Annotated in this window: 15 protein-coding genes and 1 riboswitch; of the genes, 12 read left to right on the top strand and 3 right to left on the bottom strand. The window is 47.1% G+C overall.

Features of this window, described 5'->3' with window-relative positions; translation table 11 throughout:
• Positions 1 to 8 precede the first annotated feature (8 nt).
• The 7 genes from rhaI to AC0VYE_RS22225 all read left to right on the top strand — a co-directional run bounded on the left by rhaI (position 9) and on the right by AC0VYE_RS22225 (position 7794).
• The gene (rhaI, locus tag AC0VYE_RS22255; protein ID WP_076266751.1) at positions 9 to 1229 is read left to right on the top strand and encodes an L-rhamnose isomerase; all 1221 of its coding nucleotides are present in this window, start codon (positions 9 to 11) and stop codon (positions 1227 to 1229) included.
• A complete protein-coding gene (locus AC0VYE_RS22250; RefSeq protein ID WP_475442901.1) occupies positions 1226 to 2695 on the top strand; it encodes a rhamnulokinase in 1470 nt (489 codons plus the stop codon). Before rhaI ends, AC0VYE_RS22250 begins: the two co-directional genes overlap by 4 nt.
• A 37-nt stretch (positions 2696 to 2732) precedes the next feature.
• On the top strand, positions 2733 to 3491 hold the full coding sequence (locus AC0VYE_RS22245; RefSeq protein ID WP_430054191.1) for a DeoR/GlpR family DNA-binding transcription regulator: 759 nt from the start codon (positions 2733 to 2735) through the stop codon (positions 3489 to 3491).
• A 527-nt stretch (positions 3492 to 4018) separates the two neighbouring features.
• Positions 4019 to 4741: a (Fe-S)-binding protein gene (locus tag AC0VYE_RS22240; RefSeq protein WP_475442900.1), complete on the top strand. Its 723-nt coding sequence runs from the start codon at positions 4019 to 4021 to the stop codon at positions 4739 to 4741.
• 1 nt (position 4742) lies between these two features.
• On the top strand, positions 4743 to 6272 hold the full coding sequence (locus AC0VYE_RS22235; protein WP_475442899.1) for a LutB/LldF family L-lactate oxidation iron-sulfur protein: 1530 nt from the start codon (positions 4743 to 4745) through the stop codon (positions 6270 to 6272).
• Positions 6265 to 6990, top strand: a complete 726-nt coding sequence (locus AC0VYE_RS22230) for a LutC/YkgG family protein (RefSeq protein ID WP_475442898.1) — start codon at positions 6265 to 6267, stop codon at positions 6988 to 6990. Before AC0VYE_RS22235 ends, AC0VYE_RS22230 begins: the two co-directional genes overlap by 8 nt.
• A 78-nt stretch (positions 6991 to 7068) precedes the next feature.
• Positions 7069 to 7794 (top strand): FadR/GntR family transcriptional regulator, encoded by a 726-nt coding sequence (locus AC0VYE_RS22225; protein WP_076266757.1) that lies wholly within the window; start codon positions 7069 to 7071, stop codon positions 7792 to 7794.
• A 135-nt stretch (positions 7795 to 7929) separates the two neighbouring features.
• Here AC0VYE_RS22225 and AC0VYE_RS22220 read toward each other — a convergent pair whose 3' ends face one another.
• A complete protein-coding gene (locus AC0VYE_RS22220) occupies positions 7930 to 8832 on the bottom strand; it encodes a hypothetical protein (protein ID WP_076266758.1) in 903 nt (300 codons plus the stop codon).
• Positions 8833 to 9120: 288 nt separating this feature from the next.
• On the opposite strand from AC0VYE_RS22220, the gene AC0VYE_RS22215 reads away from it, so the two are divergent.
• Positions 9121 to 10230, top strand: a complete 1110-nt coding sequence (locus AC0VYE_RS22215) for a rhamnogalacturonan acetylesterase (RefSeq protein WP_475442897.1) — start codon at positions 9121 to 9123, stop codon at positions 10228 to 10230.
• A 100-nt stretch (positions 10231 to 10330) separates the two neighbouring features.
• On the opposite strand, the gene AC0VYE_RS22210 is transcribed toward AC0VYE_RS22215, so the two are convergent.
• Together AC0VYE_RS22210 and AC0VYE_RS22205 are read right to left on the bottom strand one after the other, a co-directional pair.
• On the bottom strand, positions 10331 to 10996 hold the full coding sequence (locus AC0VYE_RS22210; RefSeq protein WP_076266760.1) for an HAD family hydrolase: 666 nt from the start codon (positions 10994 to 10996) through the stop codon (positions 10331 to 10333).
• Between the two features lie 55 nt (positions 10997 to 11051).
• A complete protein-coding gene (locus tag AC0VYE_RS22205; RefSeq protein ID WP_475442896.1) occupies positions 11052 to 11633 on the bottom strand; it encodes a DJ-1/PfpI family protein in 582 nt (193 codons plus the stop codon).
• 154 nt (positions 11634 to 11787) lie between these two features.
• Here AC0VYE_RS22205 and AC0VYE_RS22200 point away from each other — a divergent pair, with 154 nt between their 5' ends.
• The 4 genes from AC0VYE_RS22200 (at position 11788) to queE (ending at position 14482) form a co-directional block, all read left to right on the top strand.
• Positions 11788 to 12309, top strand: a complete 522-nt coding sequence (locus AC0VYE_RS22200; protein ID WP_076266762.1) for a hypothetical protein — start codon at positions 11788 to 11790, stop codon at positions 12307 to 12309.
• A 150-nt stretch (positions 12310 to 12459) separates the two neighbouring features.
• Positions 12460 to 12503, top strand: a riboswitch (PreQ1 riboswitch).
• A gap of 147 nt (positions 12504 to 12650) precedes the next feature.
• Positions 12651 to 13301 (top strand): 7-cyano-7-deazaguanine synthase QueC, encoded by a 651-nt coding sequence (gene queC, locus AC0VYE_RS22195; protein ID WP_076266763.1) that lies wholly within the window; start codon positions 12651 to 12653, stop codon positions 13299 to 13301.
• Positions 13302 to 13310: 9 nt separating this feature from the next.
• On the top strand, positions 13311 to 13748 hold the full coding sequence (gene queD / locus AC0VYE_RS22190) for a 6-carboxytetrahydropterin synthase QueD (protein ID WP_076266764.1): 438 nt from the start codon (positions 13311 to 13313) through the stop codon (positions 13746 to 13748).
• The gene (queE, locus tag AC0VYE_RS22185; RefSeq protein ID WP_256710818.1) at positions 13748 to 14482 is read left to right on the top strand and encodes a 7-carboxy-7-deazaguanine synthase QueE; all 735 of its coding nucleotides are present in this window, start codon (positions 13748 to 13750) and stop codon (positions 14480 to 14482) included. Before queD ends, queE begins: the two co-directional genes overlap by 1 nt.
• Positions 14483 to 14502 lie beyond the last annotated feature (20 nt).

The raw sequence follows: 14502 nt of genomic DNA, 5'->3' as shown, positions 1-14502 counted from the left end.
GTTCCATAATGACTGATCGCGCTTATACGTTTTTTGAGGAGCAGCAGAAAGAAAGAGGCATTAATATAGATGAAGTGAAAGCTAGATTGAAAGCGCTCAAAATTGAGACGCCGTCATGGGGCTATGGGGATTCAGGCACGCGCTTTAAAGTGTTCCAGAAGGAAGGTGTGCCTCGCAATCCGTTTGAGAAGGTTGAAGATGCGGCGCAAGTGCATAAGCTGACGGGGATCGCTCCTTCAGTAGCTATTCATATCCCATGGGACAAGGTAGAAGATTACGGCAAGCTCAGAAGCCATGCGGAAAGTCTTGGACTTACCATCGGCGCAGTGAACCCGAACCTGTTCCAGGACGAGGATTACATGCTGGGCAGCGTAACCAATTCCGATGCGGCGATCCGCCGCAAAGCGACGAACCATTTGCTCGAGTGCGTCGATATTGCGAAGGAAACGGGCTCGAATGAATTCAGCTTGTGGTTTGCAGACGGTACGAACTATCCGGGCCAAGGCCATATCCGCAAGCGTAAAGCTTGGATGCAGGAAGCGCTAGCCGAAATGTACAGCGCTTTGACGCCTGACATGCGCTTGCTGATTGAATACAAATGTTTCGAGCCGGCGTTTTATCATACGGATCTTGCCGATTGGGGCATGGCTTACAACCTCGCGCAAAAGCTCGGGCCGCAAGCGGAAGTGCTTGTCGATACAGGCCACCATCTGCCTGGCGCGAACATTGAGCATATCGTTGCTTACTTGCTAGACGAGAAACGCCTTGGCGGATTCCATTTTAACAGCCGTAAGTACGCAGATGATGATCTTATTGTCGGAACGGTAAACCCGTACGAGCTGTTCTTAATTTTCTATCAAATCTTGAGTGCAGCAGGCGATGCGGATGCTGCTGTTCGCGGCAATGCAGAGAGTATTACTTATATGATTGACCAGTCACATAATATCGAGCAAAAAATCCCTGCCATGCTGCGCTCCGTCCTGAACGTGCAAACCCAGCTGGCAAAGGCGCTGCTCATTAACCATGATGAAGTGAATGATGCTGCTGAACGCAATGATGTTCTTGGCGCTGAGGATGCTGTGCGCCGCGCATTTGAATTCGATGTTACACCGCTTTTGCACGCGATTCGCGAAGAGCAGGGCTTGCCGCATGATCCAATGAAAGCATACCTAAGCAGCAGCTATGGCAAAGACATATTGGCGAGAGGCAAGGGCGGTGCCAGCTGGTGACCATCCTTGCTTACGATCTCGGAGCAAGCAGCGGAAGAGCGCTGCTTGGCAGGCTGAATAACGGCAAGATCGAGGTAGAGGAGCTGCACCGGTTCTCCAATGATCCGGTGCAGGTCGGCGATCGACTGCACTGGGATATTTTGCGACTGCTTCATGAGTTAAAGCAAGCGCTGCTGCTAGTTAGGCATCGCGACATTACGCTGGACAGCCTTGCGATTGATTCTTGGGCCGTTGATTTTGGCTTGATTGGAAGCAATGGGGAGCTGCTTGGCAATCCTTATCATTATCGCGATCATCATACAGATGGCGTAATGAAGCAGGTAGTGGAGGAATTGACGACAACGGGTATATTTGCGAAGACGGGTATTCAGTTTCTGCCGTTTAATACGATTAATCAGCTGGCTGCTTTGAAGAAGGCAGATTCACCGCTGCTGCGGGATGCCAAACATTTTCTAATGATTCCGGATTTGCTCCGTTATTTTTTGACGGGTGAGAAATATAATGAGTTTTCCAACGCAACGACAACGCAGCTGTATAACCCTGTTGCCGGCAGCTGGGACGAGGAACTGATTCGCTCGATTGGCATTTCGCCGGAACTGTTCGGTGAGGTTGTACAGCCAGGGGCGAAGGTTGGCAGCTTGCGAGCTTCCCTTTGCGAGGAGCTTGGCATTGAGTCCGTTCCTGTTTATGCAGCAGCGGAGCATGATACAGGCTCAGCGGTTGCCGCAGTGCCTGCACTTGAAAAGTCTTTTGCTTACTTAAGCTGCGGCACTTGGTCGCTTATGGGTACAGAAGTCGACGAGCCAGTCATTAATGAACTGTCGCAGCAGCTGAACTTTACGAACGAAGGCGGCGTTTATGGCACGTATCGTTTGCTGAAGAACATTATGGGACTGTGGATTTTGCAGGAATGCAGACGTTCATGGGAGCGGGCAGGAATTTCTTATACGTTCCCCGAATTAGTAAAGCTTGCCGAAGAAGCTAAGCCATTTGCTACGTTTATTGATCCGGATGATCCGTTGTTTTTGCACCCGGGAGACATGCCTGCTAGAATAACGGAGTATTGTTTGCGCACAAGGCAGACGGCACCTACAGATACAGGAGCGATTGTTCGGTGTATTTTGGAGAGCTTAGCCTTGAAGTACCGAAATGTGCTAGAGTTAACAGAGCAATTGTCTGGTCAAGCGTTCAGCGGTTTGCATATGGTTGGCGGCGGCATTCAAAATACGCTGCTCTGCCAATGGACTGCAAATGCGATTGGCAAGCCCGTGTGGGCAGGACCCGTGGAAGGCAGTGCAATTGGCAACATGATCGTGCAGTGGATTGCAAGTGGTCAGCTTGCTGACATTTGGGAAGCGCGCAAAGTGATACGCGAGTCATTCCCAGTTGATGTGTATGAGCCAGAGCAGAATGATGCTTGGGAGAGCGCATATCGTGCTTTTAAAGAAACAACAGGAATCGCTTAAGCAGCGAATACAAATATAAGTATGAAAGAGGTACGTTATGCTGGTCCATGAACGATACGATAAAATTGTACAGCTGGTAAATGAGAGAGGCAGCATCCGGGTTACGGAGCTGAGCGAGCTATGTCAGGTGACCGAGGAAACGATTCGGCGTGACCTTGACCGCTTGGAGCAAGCCGGACGTTTGCGCCGCTCCCATGGCGGTGCGGTTAGCGTAAAGGATCAGCAGCCGGAAATTCCGTATTTCGAGCGGGAGATTACGCATGCGGAGGAGAAAAAACGAATTGCTGTGGAAGCGATTAAGTTGATTCAGCCGAATGAGCGTATTTTGCTTGATGCGAGCTCGACGGCTTGGTATATGGCGGCAAGCATGCCGGATATACCTCTTACGGTGCTAACCAACTCCATCAAAGTTGCGATGGAGCTGAGCAGCAAAGAGAAGATTGAAGTGATTTCGACGGGCGGCATTTTGGCTTCGCGTTCATTGTCCTATGTCGGTCCGTTAGCCGAGCGTTCTCTTGATGCATATCATGTGGATAAAGCATTTCTCTCCTGCAAAGGTGTCCATTTGGAGCGCGGGGTTAGTGAGTCGAATGAGCTGCAAGCACGCATCAAGCACAAAATGGTAGGTATGGCGGATCAAGTCATTCTAGTCGCCGACTCCAGCAAGTTCGGCGTTCAAGCGTTTACCCATGTGGCGGATTTAGATGATGTAGATGCAATCATTACGGATGAGCGGCTGCCAGCAGCAATCTTATCGCAGCTTAAGGAAAAACAAATTTCCGTTACAACGGTGTAGAGCATAGATGGCGCTGGCTTCAGTAGAAGCGCAGCGCCATTATTGTTGTATAGGATAGGGTTACTTGCGAAAATGAGCTGTAAGCGCATATGTGTTCTTACAACGGTAAAAGTAGCGTTTCTGAGTGTTTGTAAGCACAAATAGGTGCTTATTGAGCAACTTAACTGGCTGGTTATCTACGAAAGAATGCTGTTAGCGCATATGAGTTCTTACAGCGTTGAAAGTCACGTTCATGAGTGTCTGTAAGCACAAATAGGTGCTTATTGAGCAACTTAACAGGCTGGTTACCTACGAAAGAATGCTGTAAGCGCATATGTGTTCTTACAACGGTAAAAGTAGCGTTTCTGAGTGCTTGTAAGCACATATAGGTGCTTATTGCGCAGCTTAACAGGCTGGTTACCTACGAAAGAATGCTGTAAGCACATATGTGTTCTTACATCTAAAACATTTTTCACATAAAAAATTTTCACCAAACTTGTCTGACAACCTGATATTATAGAAGTATAAGTAACGGAAGGGGTGCGGGTATGAAGGTCTCATTATTTATTACATGCTTAAGCGATGCGTTATATCCAAGGGTCGGCGAAGCGATGGTGCGCTTGCTGGCAAAGTACGGTGTTTCATTGGAGTTTCCGACGGTGCAAACCTGCTGTGGACAGCCGGCCTACAACAGCGGCTATTGGAAGGAAGCGAGGGAGTCTGCCAAAACGATATTGGGTGCGTTTGAAGACAGCGACTTCGTTATTTCACCATCAGGCTCCTGCACGGGAATGATTCACCATTATCCGAAGCTGTTCGAGGATGATCCGGTCATGCTGAAACGAGCCAACAAGCTTCAGAGCAAATCTTATGAATTCACGCAGTTTCTGGTGCAGGTGCTTGGCGTTACCGATGTTGGCGCTGCATTTCCTCATAAAGTGACCTATCATCCTTCCTGCCACGGCAGTCGGATACTTGGCGTAAAGGATGAGCCGCTTGCGCTTATTCAGAATGTGAAGGGACTTGAGCTTGTACCGCTTCCATTTGCTGAGGATTGCTGCGGCTTTGGCGGAACATTCGCTGTTAAGATGGCTGATATTTCTGGAGCAATGGTGACGGAGAAGGTCGATCATGTGCTGGAGACGGAAGCGGAAGTGTTAGTCGGGCTAGATATGGCTTGTTTACTCAACATTGCTGGAAACCTGCGCTATCGCAACGAACCTGTCCGTGTTATGCATTTGGCTGAGCTGCTATATGAAGGGGTGAAATAAGATGGCTGTCGTGAAAAAGGAAGCTACAGTAAAAGCAAGAGCGGATCTTGCCCTCAACGACGAATTTCTGCGCAAAGCGGTGCGATTCACAACAGAACGGCTGCGCAATGGGAAGAAAAAAGCGACTGACGAGCACGGGAATTGGGAAGAATGGCGGGAGCGAGGCAGACAAATTCGTCTCCATACGATCGCACATTTGGATTATTATTTGAACTTGTTTGTGAACAATGCCCGCGCAAACGGCGTTCATATCCATTTTGCGAGTACGGCAGAGGAAGCGGTCAAGCTGACGCTAGACATTGCAGAGCATGCGAATGCGAAGTCGGTCGTTAAATCCAAGTCAATGGTTTCAGAGGAGCTGCATCTTAATCATGCGCTTGAATCCATTGGTGTTGAAGCGGTAGAAACCGACTTAGGCGAATATATTATTCAGCTTGCAGGTGAAATGCCATCCCACATCGTCATCCCAGCCATTCACAAAAACCGTTATCAAATCGCTGAATTGCTGTCCAAAGAGGCGGGCTACACGCTGCCGCCGGATACGACGGCGCTTGCAGGTTTCGTTCGCAAAAAGCTGCGCGAGAAGTTTTTGGAGGCTGAGATCGGCATGACCGGCTGCAACTTTGCGATTGCGGAGACGGGATCGATGGTGCTTTTTGAAAACGAAGGCAATGCTCGGATGGTGAGTACTGTCCCTAAAACGCAAATTACGTTGATGGGTATGGAGCGAATTATTCCATCATGGTCTGATCTTGAAGTGATGGCTACATTGCTGCCGCGCTCGGCAACTGGACAAAAGCTGACGATGTATATGAATGGCATTACTGGCCCGCGCCGCTCGGAGGATGCAGACGGCCCGGACGAAATGCACATCATTATCATTGATAATGGCCGTTCTTTGCAGCTTGGCGATCCGGAATTCCAAGAGCTGCTCAATTGTATTCGCTGCGGTGCATGTCTGAATGCTTGTCCGGTTTATCGCCATATTGGCGGTCATGCTTATGGAAGCACGTATAGCGGTCCAATTGGAGCCGTGCTTACGCCGTCCTTGAACAAAAACATCGCCGAATGGGATGATGTCGCCAATGCTTCCAGCTTATGCGGCGCTTGCTATGAGGCTTGTCCGGTCAAAATCCCCCTTCATGATATGCTTGTTTATTTACGCAGACGCAAGGTGGAAAGTGGAAATGGCAGCAAGATGGAGTCCATCGGTATGCAAGGCTTCGCCACCGTCATGGGCAATTCCTCGCGGCTTGGCGGGGTACTGCGACTCGGTAAGCTCGGTCAGAAGCTCGTTGTACGAAGCGGTGTCATTAAGACGAAGCTTGGGCCGCTAAAGGGCTGGAACACCTATCGTGTAACACCTAGCCTGCCAAAGGAATCGTTCCGTGATCGCTGGGATACGCTTGATCAAGAGCTGAAGCAGGGCTTAAAACAGATGGAGCCGTCGATGCAAAATCGGATGGAGGAGCTTTTACGTACTCGTGAGCATGAGGAAAAGCAAGGTAAAGGAGGACATGATCATGGCTGAGACACATAAACAATGGCTGGAAAAGCTTGAAGCAGATTCAAGGGCGAAACAGGAGCTTTTTATGAATGATATTGCGGCTAAGCTGAGACATCCGCGAATGACACATAAGCCGCAGCATCCTTTTCGCGGAGCTCCCGATTTCTGGAACTCATTCGAATGGCCGGAAGAAGAGCGAATCAAACAGTTTACAGACAATTTTCTTTCAGTAGGCGGCCATGTAGCCCGTCTTCCATCGATGGATGATGTGAAATCCTTTATCGTTTCCAAAGCGGAGGAAATGAGTGCTAAATATATTATTCGTCAAAATCAGCCAGAGCTGGATGAGCTCGAGCTTGAAGGCGCTTTGAAGGATTCGCAGGTATCGGTGTGGAATACGGATGTTGAGCAGCATTGGCGCGCTCGTGCAGCTGAAGCGGATTTTGGCATCGTGATCGCGGATCATGCCGTTGCCTATACGGGTTCGGTTACTGTATTATCAGCTCCGAATAAAGGGCGGTCCGTCAGTTTGCTGCCAACCGTACTTATTATTATTATCCCGATCGAACGTTTAAAAACGAGACTTGGCGAAGTGCTCGTGACGTTTGATGAAGCGGGACGCGAGCAGCTGCCAGCAGGTATTCATTTTATTACTGGTCCTAGCCGCTCATCCGACATCGAGAATGATTTGACTATCGGCGTTCACGGACCAGGCATCGTGTATGCGCTGTTAGTCGGGTAGCTGTAAATAAGGGTAGGAGAAGCGGCTTGGCGTTGTTAGAAGGCAGTGCATGCCGTTTAAGGTTGGAGGTGAGAGGTTATTTCGTCATTAGAAGTAGAGAAGCTGTCAAAACGCAATCATTACGAGGAAATTACCGAGCAAGTGAAGCGTCTTATTATAGATGGCAAATTAAAAGTGGGAGATAAGCTTCCCTCTACGAAACAAATGTCCGAGCAATTTGGGGTAGGGCGCTCGACTACCCGCGAAGCGCTGAGCGCACTTAAAGCGATGGGCTTGATTGAAATTCGGCAAGGTGGCGGCTGTCGCGTCATTCGCAGCGTACCGATTGATATGGAGCTGCCGGAGCTAGCGTCTCTTCGTATGAACCGTAAGACAGTGCTGGAATTACTGGAAGCTCGCGAATCGCTTGAGGTTTCCAATGCTGCAATCGCAGCTGTAAAGCATACGGATGAGGATCTTAAGCAGCTGAGCCAAATTATCGCTGAGATGGAGCGTGCCGCTGGTGATGAGTCCGAAGGTGAGAGACTGGATCTACGATTTCATCTCACGCTTGCCAATGCGACCCATAACACAATCATGGTACGTTTGTTCGAATCGATTATGAATCATATCGAAACAGCTATCCATGACATTAGGCGGGTGGAGCTTTATTCGAGTGCGGCGGTAGCGGAACGACTTTATAGGGAGCATTCTATGATAGTTGAAGCGATTGCGAAAAAGGACCCTGAGCTTGCAGCTGAGCGAATGAAGCAGCATTTGAAGCATGTTGAGAGCATCGTGCTGAAGCATTTGGGAGAGGGCTAGTTGAAGGAGAATCCTTGAATAGCATGCGATAAGATGTATTTCAATAGTACTGTCGACCAGCCAACACTTAAAAAGCCCGATTACCGAACAAACCATCATTATGGCTGTCGGAAACGGGCTTTTTTTGTTATTCTGCTATTTTATTGTAGCCAAGTATTTATTAATGAATGCTTTGGCTTTGTCTGGATTTTTGCTATCGACTCTGATGCCGATAATCATGTTTTCTTTATACAGCGGAAGCTGGTTGACCAGTGCACTCTTGCTGAGGTCAATTCCGTATACATGCTCTTGGGTATCCTCGTCGGTCTTAAGCTTCTTCGAAAGGCTGTCAGTCATGTGCGGCTTAAATACTCCGTTAACATCGTCGTCTAACTTCATTAGCATTCCCTGAACGCCGATCCAATCGAAAATGCTCTCATCCATAATATATACATCCGGATGCTCAGTAGCTAGTACGAGCACTGCTTTCTGCATATAGGCAAATTGTGATTGCTGGTCTTTAGGGACAAACGTAAGCGTAGAAACAAATCTTTTCCATTCGGGAAACGCTGTCAAAAGAGCGGTTTCAATCGGTTCTTTCTTAGGCGCATCATCCTTCAGCATGTAATTGCCCATAAATGAAACGTTCAAATCGACGGGTGGCAAATTAGCGAGCCGCTCTTGTTCTTCACGATAGTTCATGAAGCTGATTACACCATAAATAATAAGTGCTACCGCAGCGATGGCTCCGAGCGTGTGAAACTTGTAATAGCGCCAGAAATGATCCATTTTCTGAGCTTGTCCAGCCATCTTCTTGTATTTACCGTACTCTTGCTCGTTGAAGGCATCGGTTAGCTTGCGATCCTCGTACTCTAGAATCAGTCGATATGCTTTCGTAATCGTTGCAAAAGATTCATCCGCATCCCCCGCGTTATCCTTCTGCAGCTGTGCTCTGGAGCGTGATTGACGCATAAGTGTCGTATAACGCTTCTCCACTTCCTCTTTGGCCGCAAGTTCTGGCAGCCCCATCGTTTCATAGGCTTGTTTTAACTCGTCCACTTGTGTCACCTCAATTAGTAAATAGCTCCTATATGATTCCTATCTATTAGTATACGGAATTCCGCGGGTAACGCAAATTTTGACGAATTTATTCGTATGGAATTTTTCTCGCAAGCATAACTAGTAGAGAGCCATCGAGTGAAAAAGATAATGCACTGCGCTCCTTCATAAGGCAATCAAACGCAGGGGGACTGAATTTTGAACAAAAACCACTTCTAATTAACTTCCTATCTTGTCGTATTTTGATATTCTAGAATGACATAAATAAACCGTTAGGATGGTGCCTTCATGACTGTTTCGCTTAAGTTTGATTTTGGTATCGGCAGCGCTCCCGCTTCACCTTATATACAAGTACTGCCGAATACGATCTATAACAAAGACGCAGGCTACGGTTTTGAGTCAACCCTACGTATAAGCTCACGGAATAGAGAAGAGGCGGATCGTCTTCGCGGAGCTTTCTGTATTCCACTTGAAGCCGCGTTTATTGTTGATCTGCCAAATGGCTGCTACACGATAACAGCTACGATAGGCGATGCCATTGCTCCAACCTCTACTACGTTAAAATATGGCGTAGGGCGCATAGTGCTGCACAAGGCCGTTACATCAGCAGGACAATATGCCGTACACAGCTTCACCGTCAAAGTAACCGATGGAAGGCTGCGCCTTGCCTTCTCAGGAGTAGTGCCGCGAATTAATGCACTTCAGATCGACGAGGCGAAACAAGCGACGACGATTTATTTGGCGGGAGACTCGACTGTAACCGATCAAGATACGTTCCCATATGCCGGATGGGGGCAGATGCTTCCGCTTTATTTTAAGACGGATGTAGCGATTGATAATCATGCCATGTCGGGAAGAAGCTCACGAAGCTTTATTAATGAAGGGCGATTGGCAGCTATCATGGAGCAAATAAAGCCGGGCGACTATTTATGGATTCAATTCGGACATAATGACGAGAAGCCGGATGAAGAGCGGGCAACTGAACCGTTTGTCAGCTTTAAGGAAATGCTGGCCGTTTATGTAGAGGAATCAAGGGCACGCGGTGCAAAACCTGTATTAATTACACCGATGCATCGCCGCAAGTTCGACGAGCAAGGCAGGATTATCGATACTCATGGTGATTATTTGCTCGGAATGAAGCAGCTTGCGGCAGAGCTGGATGTTCCGCTGATCGATTTGGCTGCAAAGAGTAAGGATTTGTATGAGCGCTTGGGAGACGAGCCCTCTAAGGCGTTGTTCATGTGGGCTTATCCTGGGGAATTTATTCATTTTCCTGATGGCGCTCAGGACGACACACATTTTCAAGAGCTGGGCGGCATTCAAATTGCTGGATTAGTAGCAGAAGGCGTGCGTGAGCTCGCTTTATCGCCGCTGCTTTTATATTTAAAAGGGCTTTAGAAGCGACAGCGGTGGAGTAGTTAAATAGCTGAATTGACACAATAAGAGGCTGCTCCACATGTAGATAAATCTACTTGAGGAGCAGCCTCTGTGGCTTCTTTTATGCTGAAAAACGATGGATGATTGCTGGTATTTCTTGTAAATCATGACATATCGCATCTGGATATTTAATTGAGTGGTCATTGCTCTTCAGAATCGTTCGCATCCCTAATTCGTTCGCCGGAATAATGTCAGCCTTGAGATTATCGCCAACAAAAACGGACTGCGCAGACGAAGAGCTTAAATTAGAGAGCGACAATTGAAAAATAGCATGATCAGGCTTTCTCAAATTGACCGCACCTGAAATGACAATATCATCAAAGAGCTCCATAATACCGAGTGCAGTTACTTTATTCCTCTGATAAAATTCCCTGCCATTCGTAATCATGCCTAATTTATATCCACGCTGCTTTAAGGAGAGAAGCATTTCATTCATGCCGGGAAACCCGACGCTGTATTGATGAAAGTGATGGTTTAAATCATCGAGCAGCGGCGTAAATAGAGCATCTTCAATCTTGAAAAATCCGATTAACTCGTTATAAACATCTTCTTTGGGTATGAGCCTATTATTTAATTCAGTAAACTTCGCTATAAATTCATCTCTGTCTGCAATGAAGGCATGGAGTGCAAAACGTTCATACTGATACTTTGCAAAGTTGAGTAACGATTGGTTTTTATCAAGCAAGGTCTGGTCTAGGTCAAAGATAATCGTATCAATGGTGCTCAACGGTTCACCTCCGTCTGTTCTTGTGAAACTACACCGTATTTTTCTGGTAGAGAGGTTAATAGATCGCTATGCTTTCCATTTCATAAGGGTAATCCATTTGTTTTTTAATACTTTTCACCTCATGCTCTTCTAAGAAAAACCCGATGATGTAAAGACCCAAATCAATCGAGGTGGCGACTCCTCCGGCTGTAATGACATTGCCGTCCTGTACAATACGCGAGCGAATAACCTCTTTACAATAGGGCTCTAATAATTCATAGGCGTAAGGATGGGTAGTAGCGTTTTTATTGGTCAGATAACCAGCGGCTCCAAGCAGCAGCGAGCCTGTGCACACGGAGACGATATACGCTGCCTGCTGAGCCTCCTTTATCCAAGCGGTGAACGATTCATCAAACCTTAACGCTCTTGTTCCAAGCCCTCCGGGAATGAAAATGAGGCCATATTGCGTTAGATCGGGTTTGACTTGATTGACTTTAATCGTCATGCCAAGCTCATCCGTAACCTCTTCCTGCAGCGCACAGATATCCCAAGAGAACTCTTTTGTTGATTCGTAGTACTTCAAGCGAGTGATGACATCATAGAAGCCGACAAAATCCAAAAAAGTAACGCCATCAAATAAAATAAAAGCTATTTTCATCGATGCAGCACCTCTTTTCTTTATTGCAATAATATTACAAATATGGACTTCGGTATAGATTAAAGTGTCAAAAAAGCGAATCGAAGGCTCGATTCTGTTACTCTTATCGACTACAATAGCAAAGACGATATTGTAGTATAAGTGAGGGAAATCGATGTTTGATCCAACTGTTTATGAAAATTTGAAAGTAGTCTTTGAGAATCAGCTCTATGATTTGGATACGCTCGACCGGAAAATTGATATTATCAACCGGGTAGATCGTCTGGAGCTGGCGGTTATGTCGCGAGAATTTATGCTGGAGTTTAAGCTTGCTGAATATGCAGGGGTGTCTGCGGAAATTCAGCTGACTGCCTCGCTGAAGGATTTGGCGGCGGAAATATTGGAGCTGACAGGCGAGACCCCTGCATGCTCGCTTCGAATTCGTTTCTTCATGGAAGTGACGGATGTCACAACGCAGTGCAGCCAAATTAAGCAAATTATGAAGCGTATTTGGGAGCCGGATACAGAACCGACACAAACGATAAGCTACCTTTTTGGCACGGAGCCGCCTACCTATTCGAATGTGATCGAGCTTGGCTTTAGTCGCAAAATAGGCGAAGAGCAAATGGAGGATATTCCGGAGCTGATTGATCATGTCCTTAAGACATTGATGAAGCTGAAAGAGATTGCTGAATAAATGTTTTTTTTATATTCCAGTCCTCTAAGTTCCTAATATTTACAGTGAAATACTGTCTGTTTCTTTAAGCAAGAAGCTATGCTATAGTACTTGTGAATGAACAACTGAAGAAGAAACTCCGAAGCTGTTGTCTACGGACAATGATAGCTCTCGGGAGAGGTTCGCGAACTCCCTCTATAAAAAACTATGCGAAACGATTGTCCCATTAGGTGACATCGTCGTTTTCGCGTTCGGCGCGAAGCGGTTTTTTTAACGCTTCGCGCCGTTTCTTTGGTTTTTTATGTACATACGAAGGAATTCAAGCGATCTCAGTCTTCTCACATCAGAGAGGGAGATGCAGCATGAAATCAGAAAAAGCGATCGTTGTGTTTAGCGGCGGTCAGGACAGCACGACCTGTTTATTTTGGGCAAAGGAACGATTCGCGGAGGTAGAGGCCGTTACATTCAACTATGGACAGCGGCATAAGCTGGAGCTGGATTGCGCGGCGGCTATCGCCAAGGAACTTCAGATTAAGCATCATATTCTTGATATGTCCCTTCTTAATCAATTGGCACCCAATGCACTCACAAGAGACGATATCGCGATTGAGCAAAAAGAAGGAGAGCTGCCTACAACTTTTGTTGATGGCCGTAATCTGTTATTTCTTACGTTCGCAGCAGTGCTTGCAAAGCAGCTTGGTGCGAAACATATCGTAACAGGCGTATGCGAAACGGACTTTAGCGGATATCCGGATTGCCGAGATATATTCGTAAAATCGTTAAATGTGACGCTGAACTTATCGATGGACTATCCGTTTGTGATCGATACGCCGCTTATGTGGCTGAACAAAGCCGAGACATGGAAGCTTGCAGATGAGCTGGGCGCCTTTGATTTTGTCCGTGAACGCACATTGACCTGCTATAACGGAATTATTGCGGATGGCTGCGGAGATTGTCCCGCTTGTCAGCTTCGAAGGAATGGGTTGGACGAATATTTAGTCCAGCGCAATTAGGGTGAAGCGATGATGCAGCAGATTTATCCGGCCGCACAGCATAGCTATAGTTATGAGCTTAATAAGGATTTTCACTTTGCAGCAGCTCACTTCGTACCGAGTGAAGAGGCTGGAAAATGCCAGCAGCTTCATGGCCATACGTATTATGCGAATGTAACAGTTGCAGGCGATGAGCTTGACGAGGCAGGTTTTCTTGTCAACTTCGCCATAATTAAAAGGTTGATTCATGATCGTTTTGACCATTCTTTGCTTAATGACGACAACGAACACTTTAGCAATGTGTTGCCCGATCGTTTTCCTACGACTGAAGTGGTAGCCCGAACGATTAGCGACATCGTTCAGCGCCATTTGGATGGTACTGTAAATCGTCCGCAATGCGTTCAGGTCTTTTTGCGTGAAACGCCGACGAGCTATTGTATTTATCGTCCGAAGCGGGAGGCGGTCTAATGATGCCATCCAATAAACGAATTCCTGTAATGGAAATATTCGGCCCTACGGTCCAAGGAGAAGGTATGGTTATTGGCCGGAAAACGATGTTTGTTCGTACTGCTGGCTGCGATTACAGCTGCTCTTGGTGCGATTCAGCATTTACTTGGGACGGCAGCGGCAAAGAAGATATTCGCATGCTGACAGCATTTGAAATAATAGAGCGATTAAAAGCAATAGGTGGAAATACGTTTGAGCATGTGACGATTTCCGGCGGCAATCCCGCACTGCTCCCGCAGCTGGGTGAGTTTGTTGATGAGCTCCATAAACAAAACATCAGCGTTGCACTGGAGACACAAGGGAGTCGTTGGCAGGACTGGTTTTGGTCGATTGATGAGCTCACTTTGTCGCCTAAGCCGCCGAGCTCTGGCATGAAGACAGACTGGTCGAAGCTCGATGAAATCGTGTCCAACCTGAATCGGAAATCAACTAGCTTCTGCTTAAAAACAGTCGTTTTCGACGAGGATGATCTAGAGTACGCGACATACGTTCACCTCAGGTATCCAATGGTTCCTTTTTATTTGCAGGCAGGCAATGGAAACTTGCAGGAAACGGAGCCGCAGCTCATGCTTCCTTATTTATTGGAACGTTATGAATGGCTAATCGAGAAGGTTATGCCGAATCAGGATTTAAAGCGGGTGCACGTTCTGCCGCAGCTTCATACCTGGGTATGGGGCAACAAGAAAGGCGTTTAATTCAAAACAGCTAAGAGAGG

It is taken from the genome of Pristimantibacillus sp. Z349TD_6 (assembly GCF_056173205.1).
Note: the sequence above shows the minus strand (reverse complement) of the source record. Positions and strands in the feature narration are given on the sequence as shown.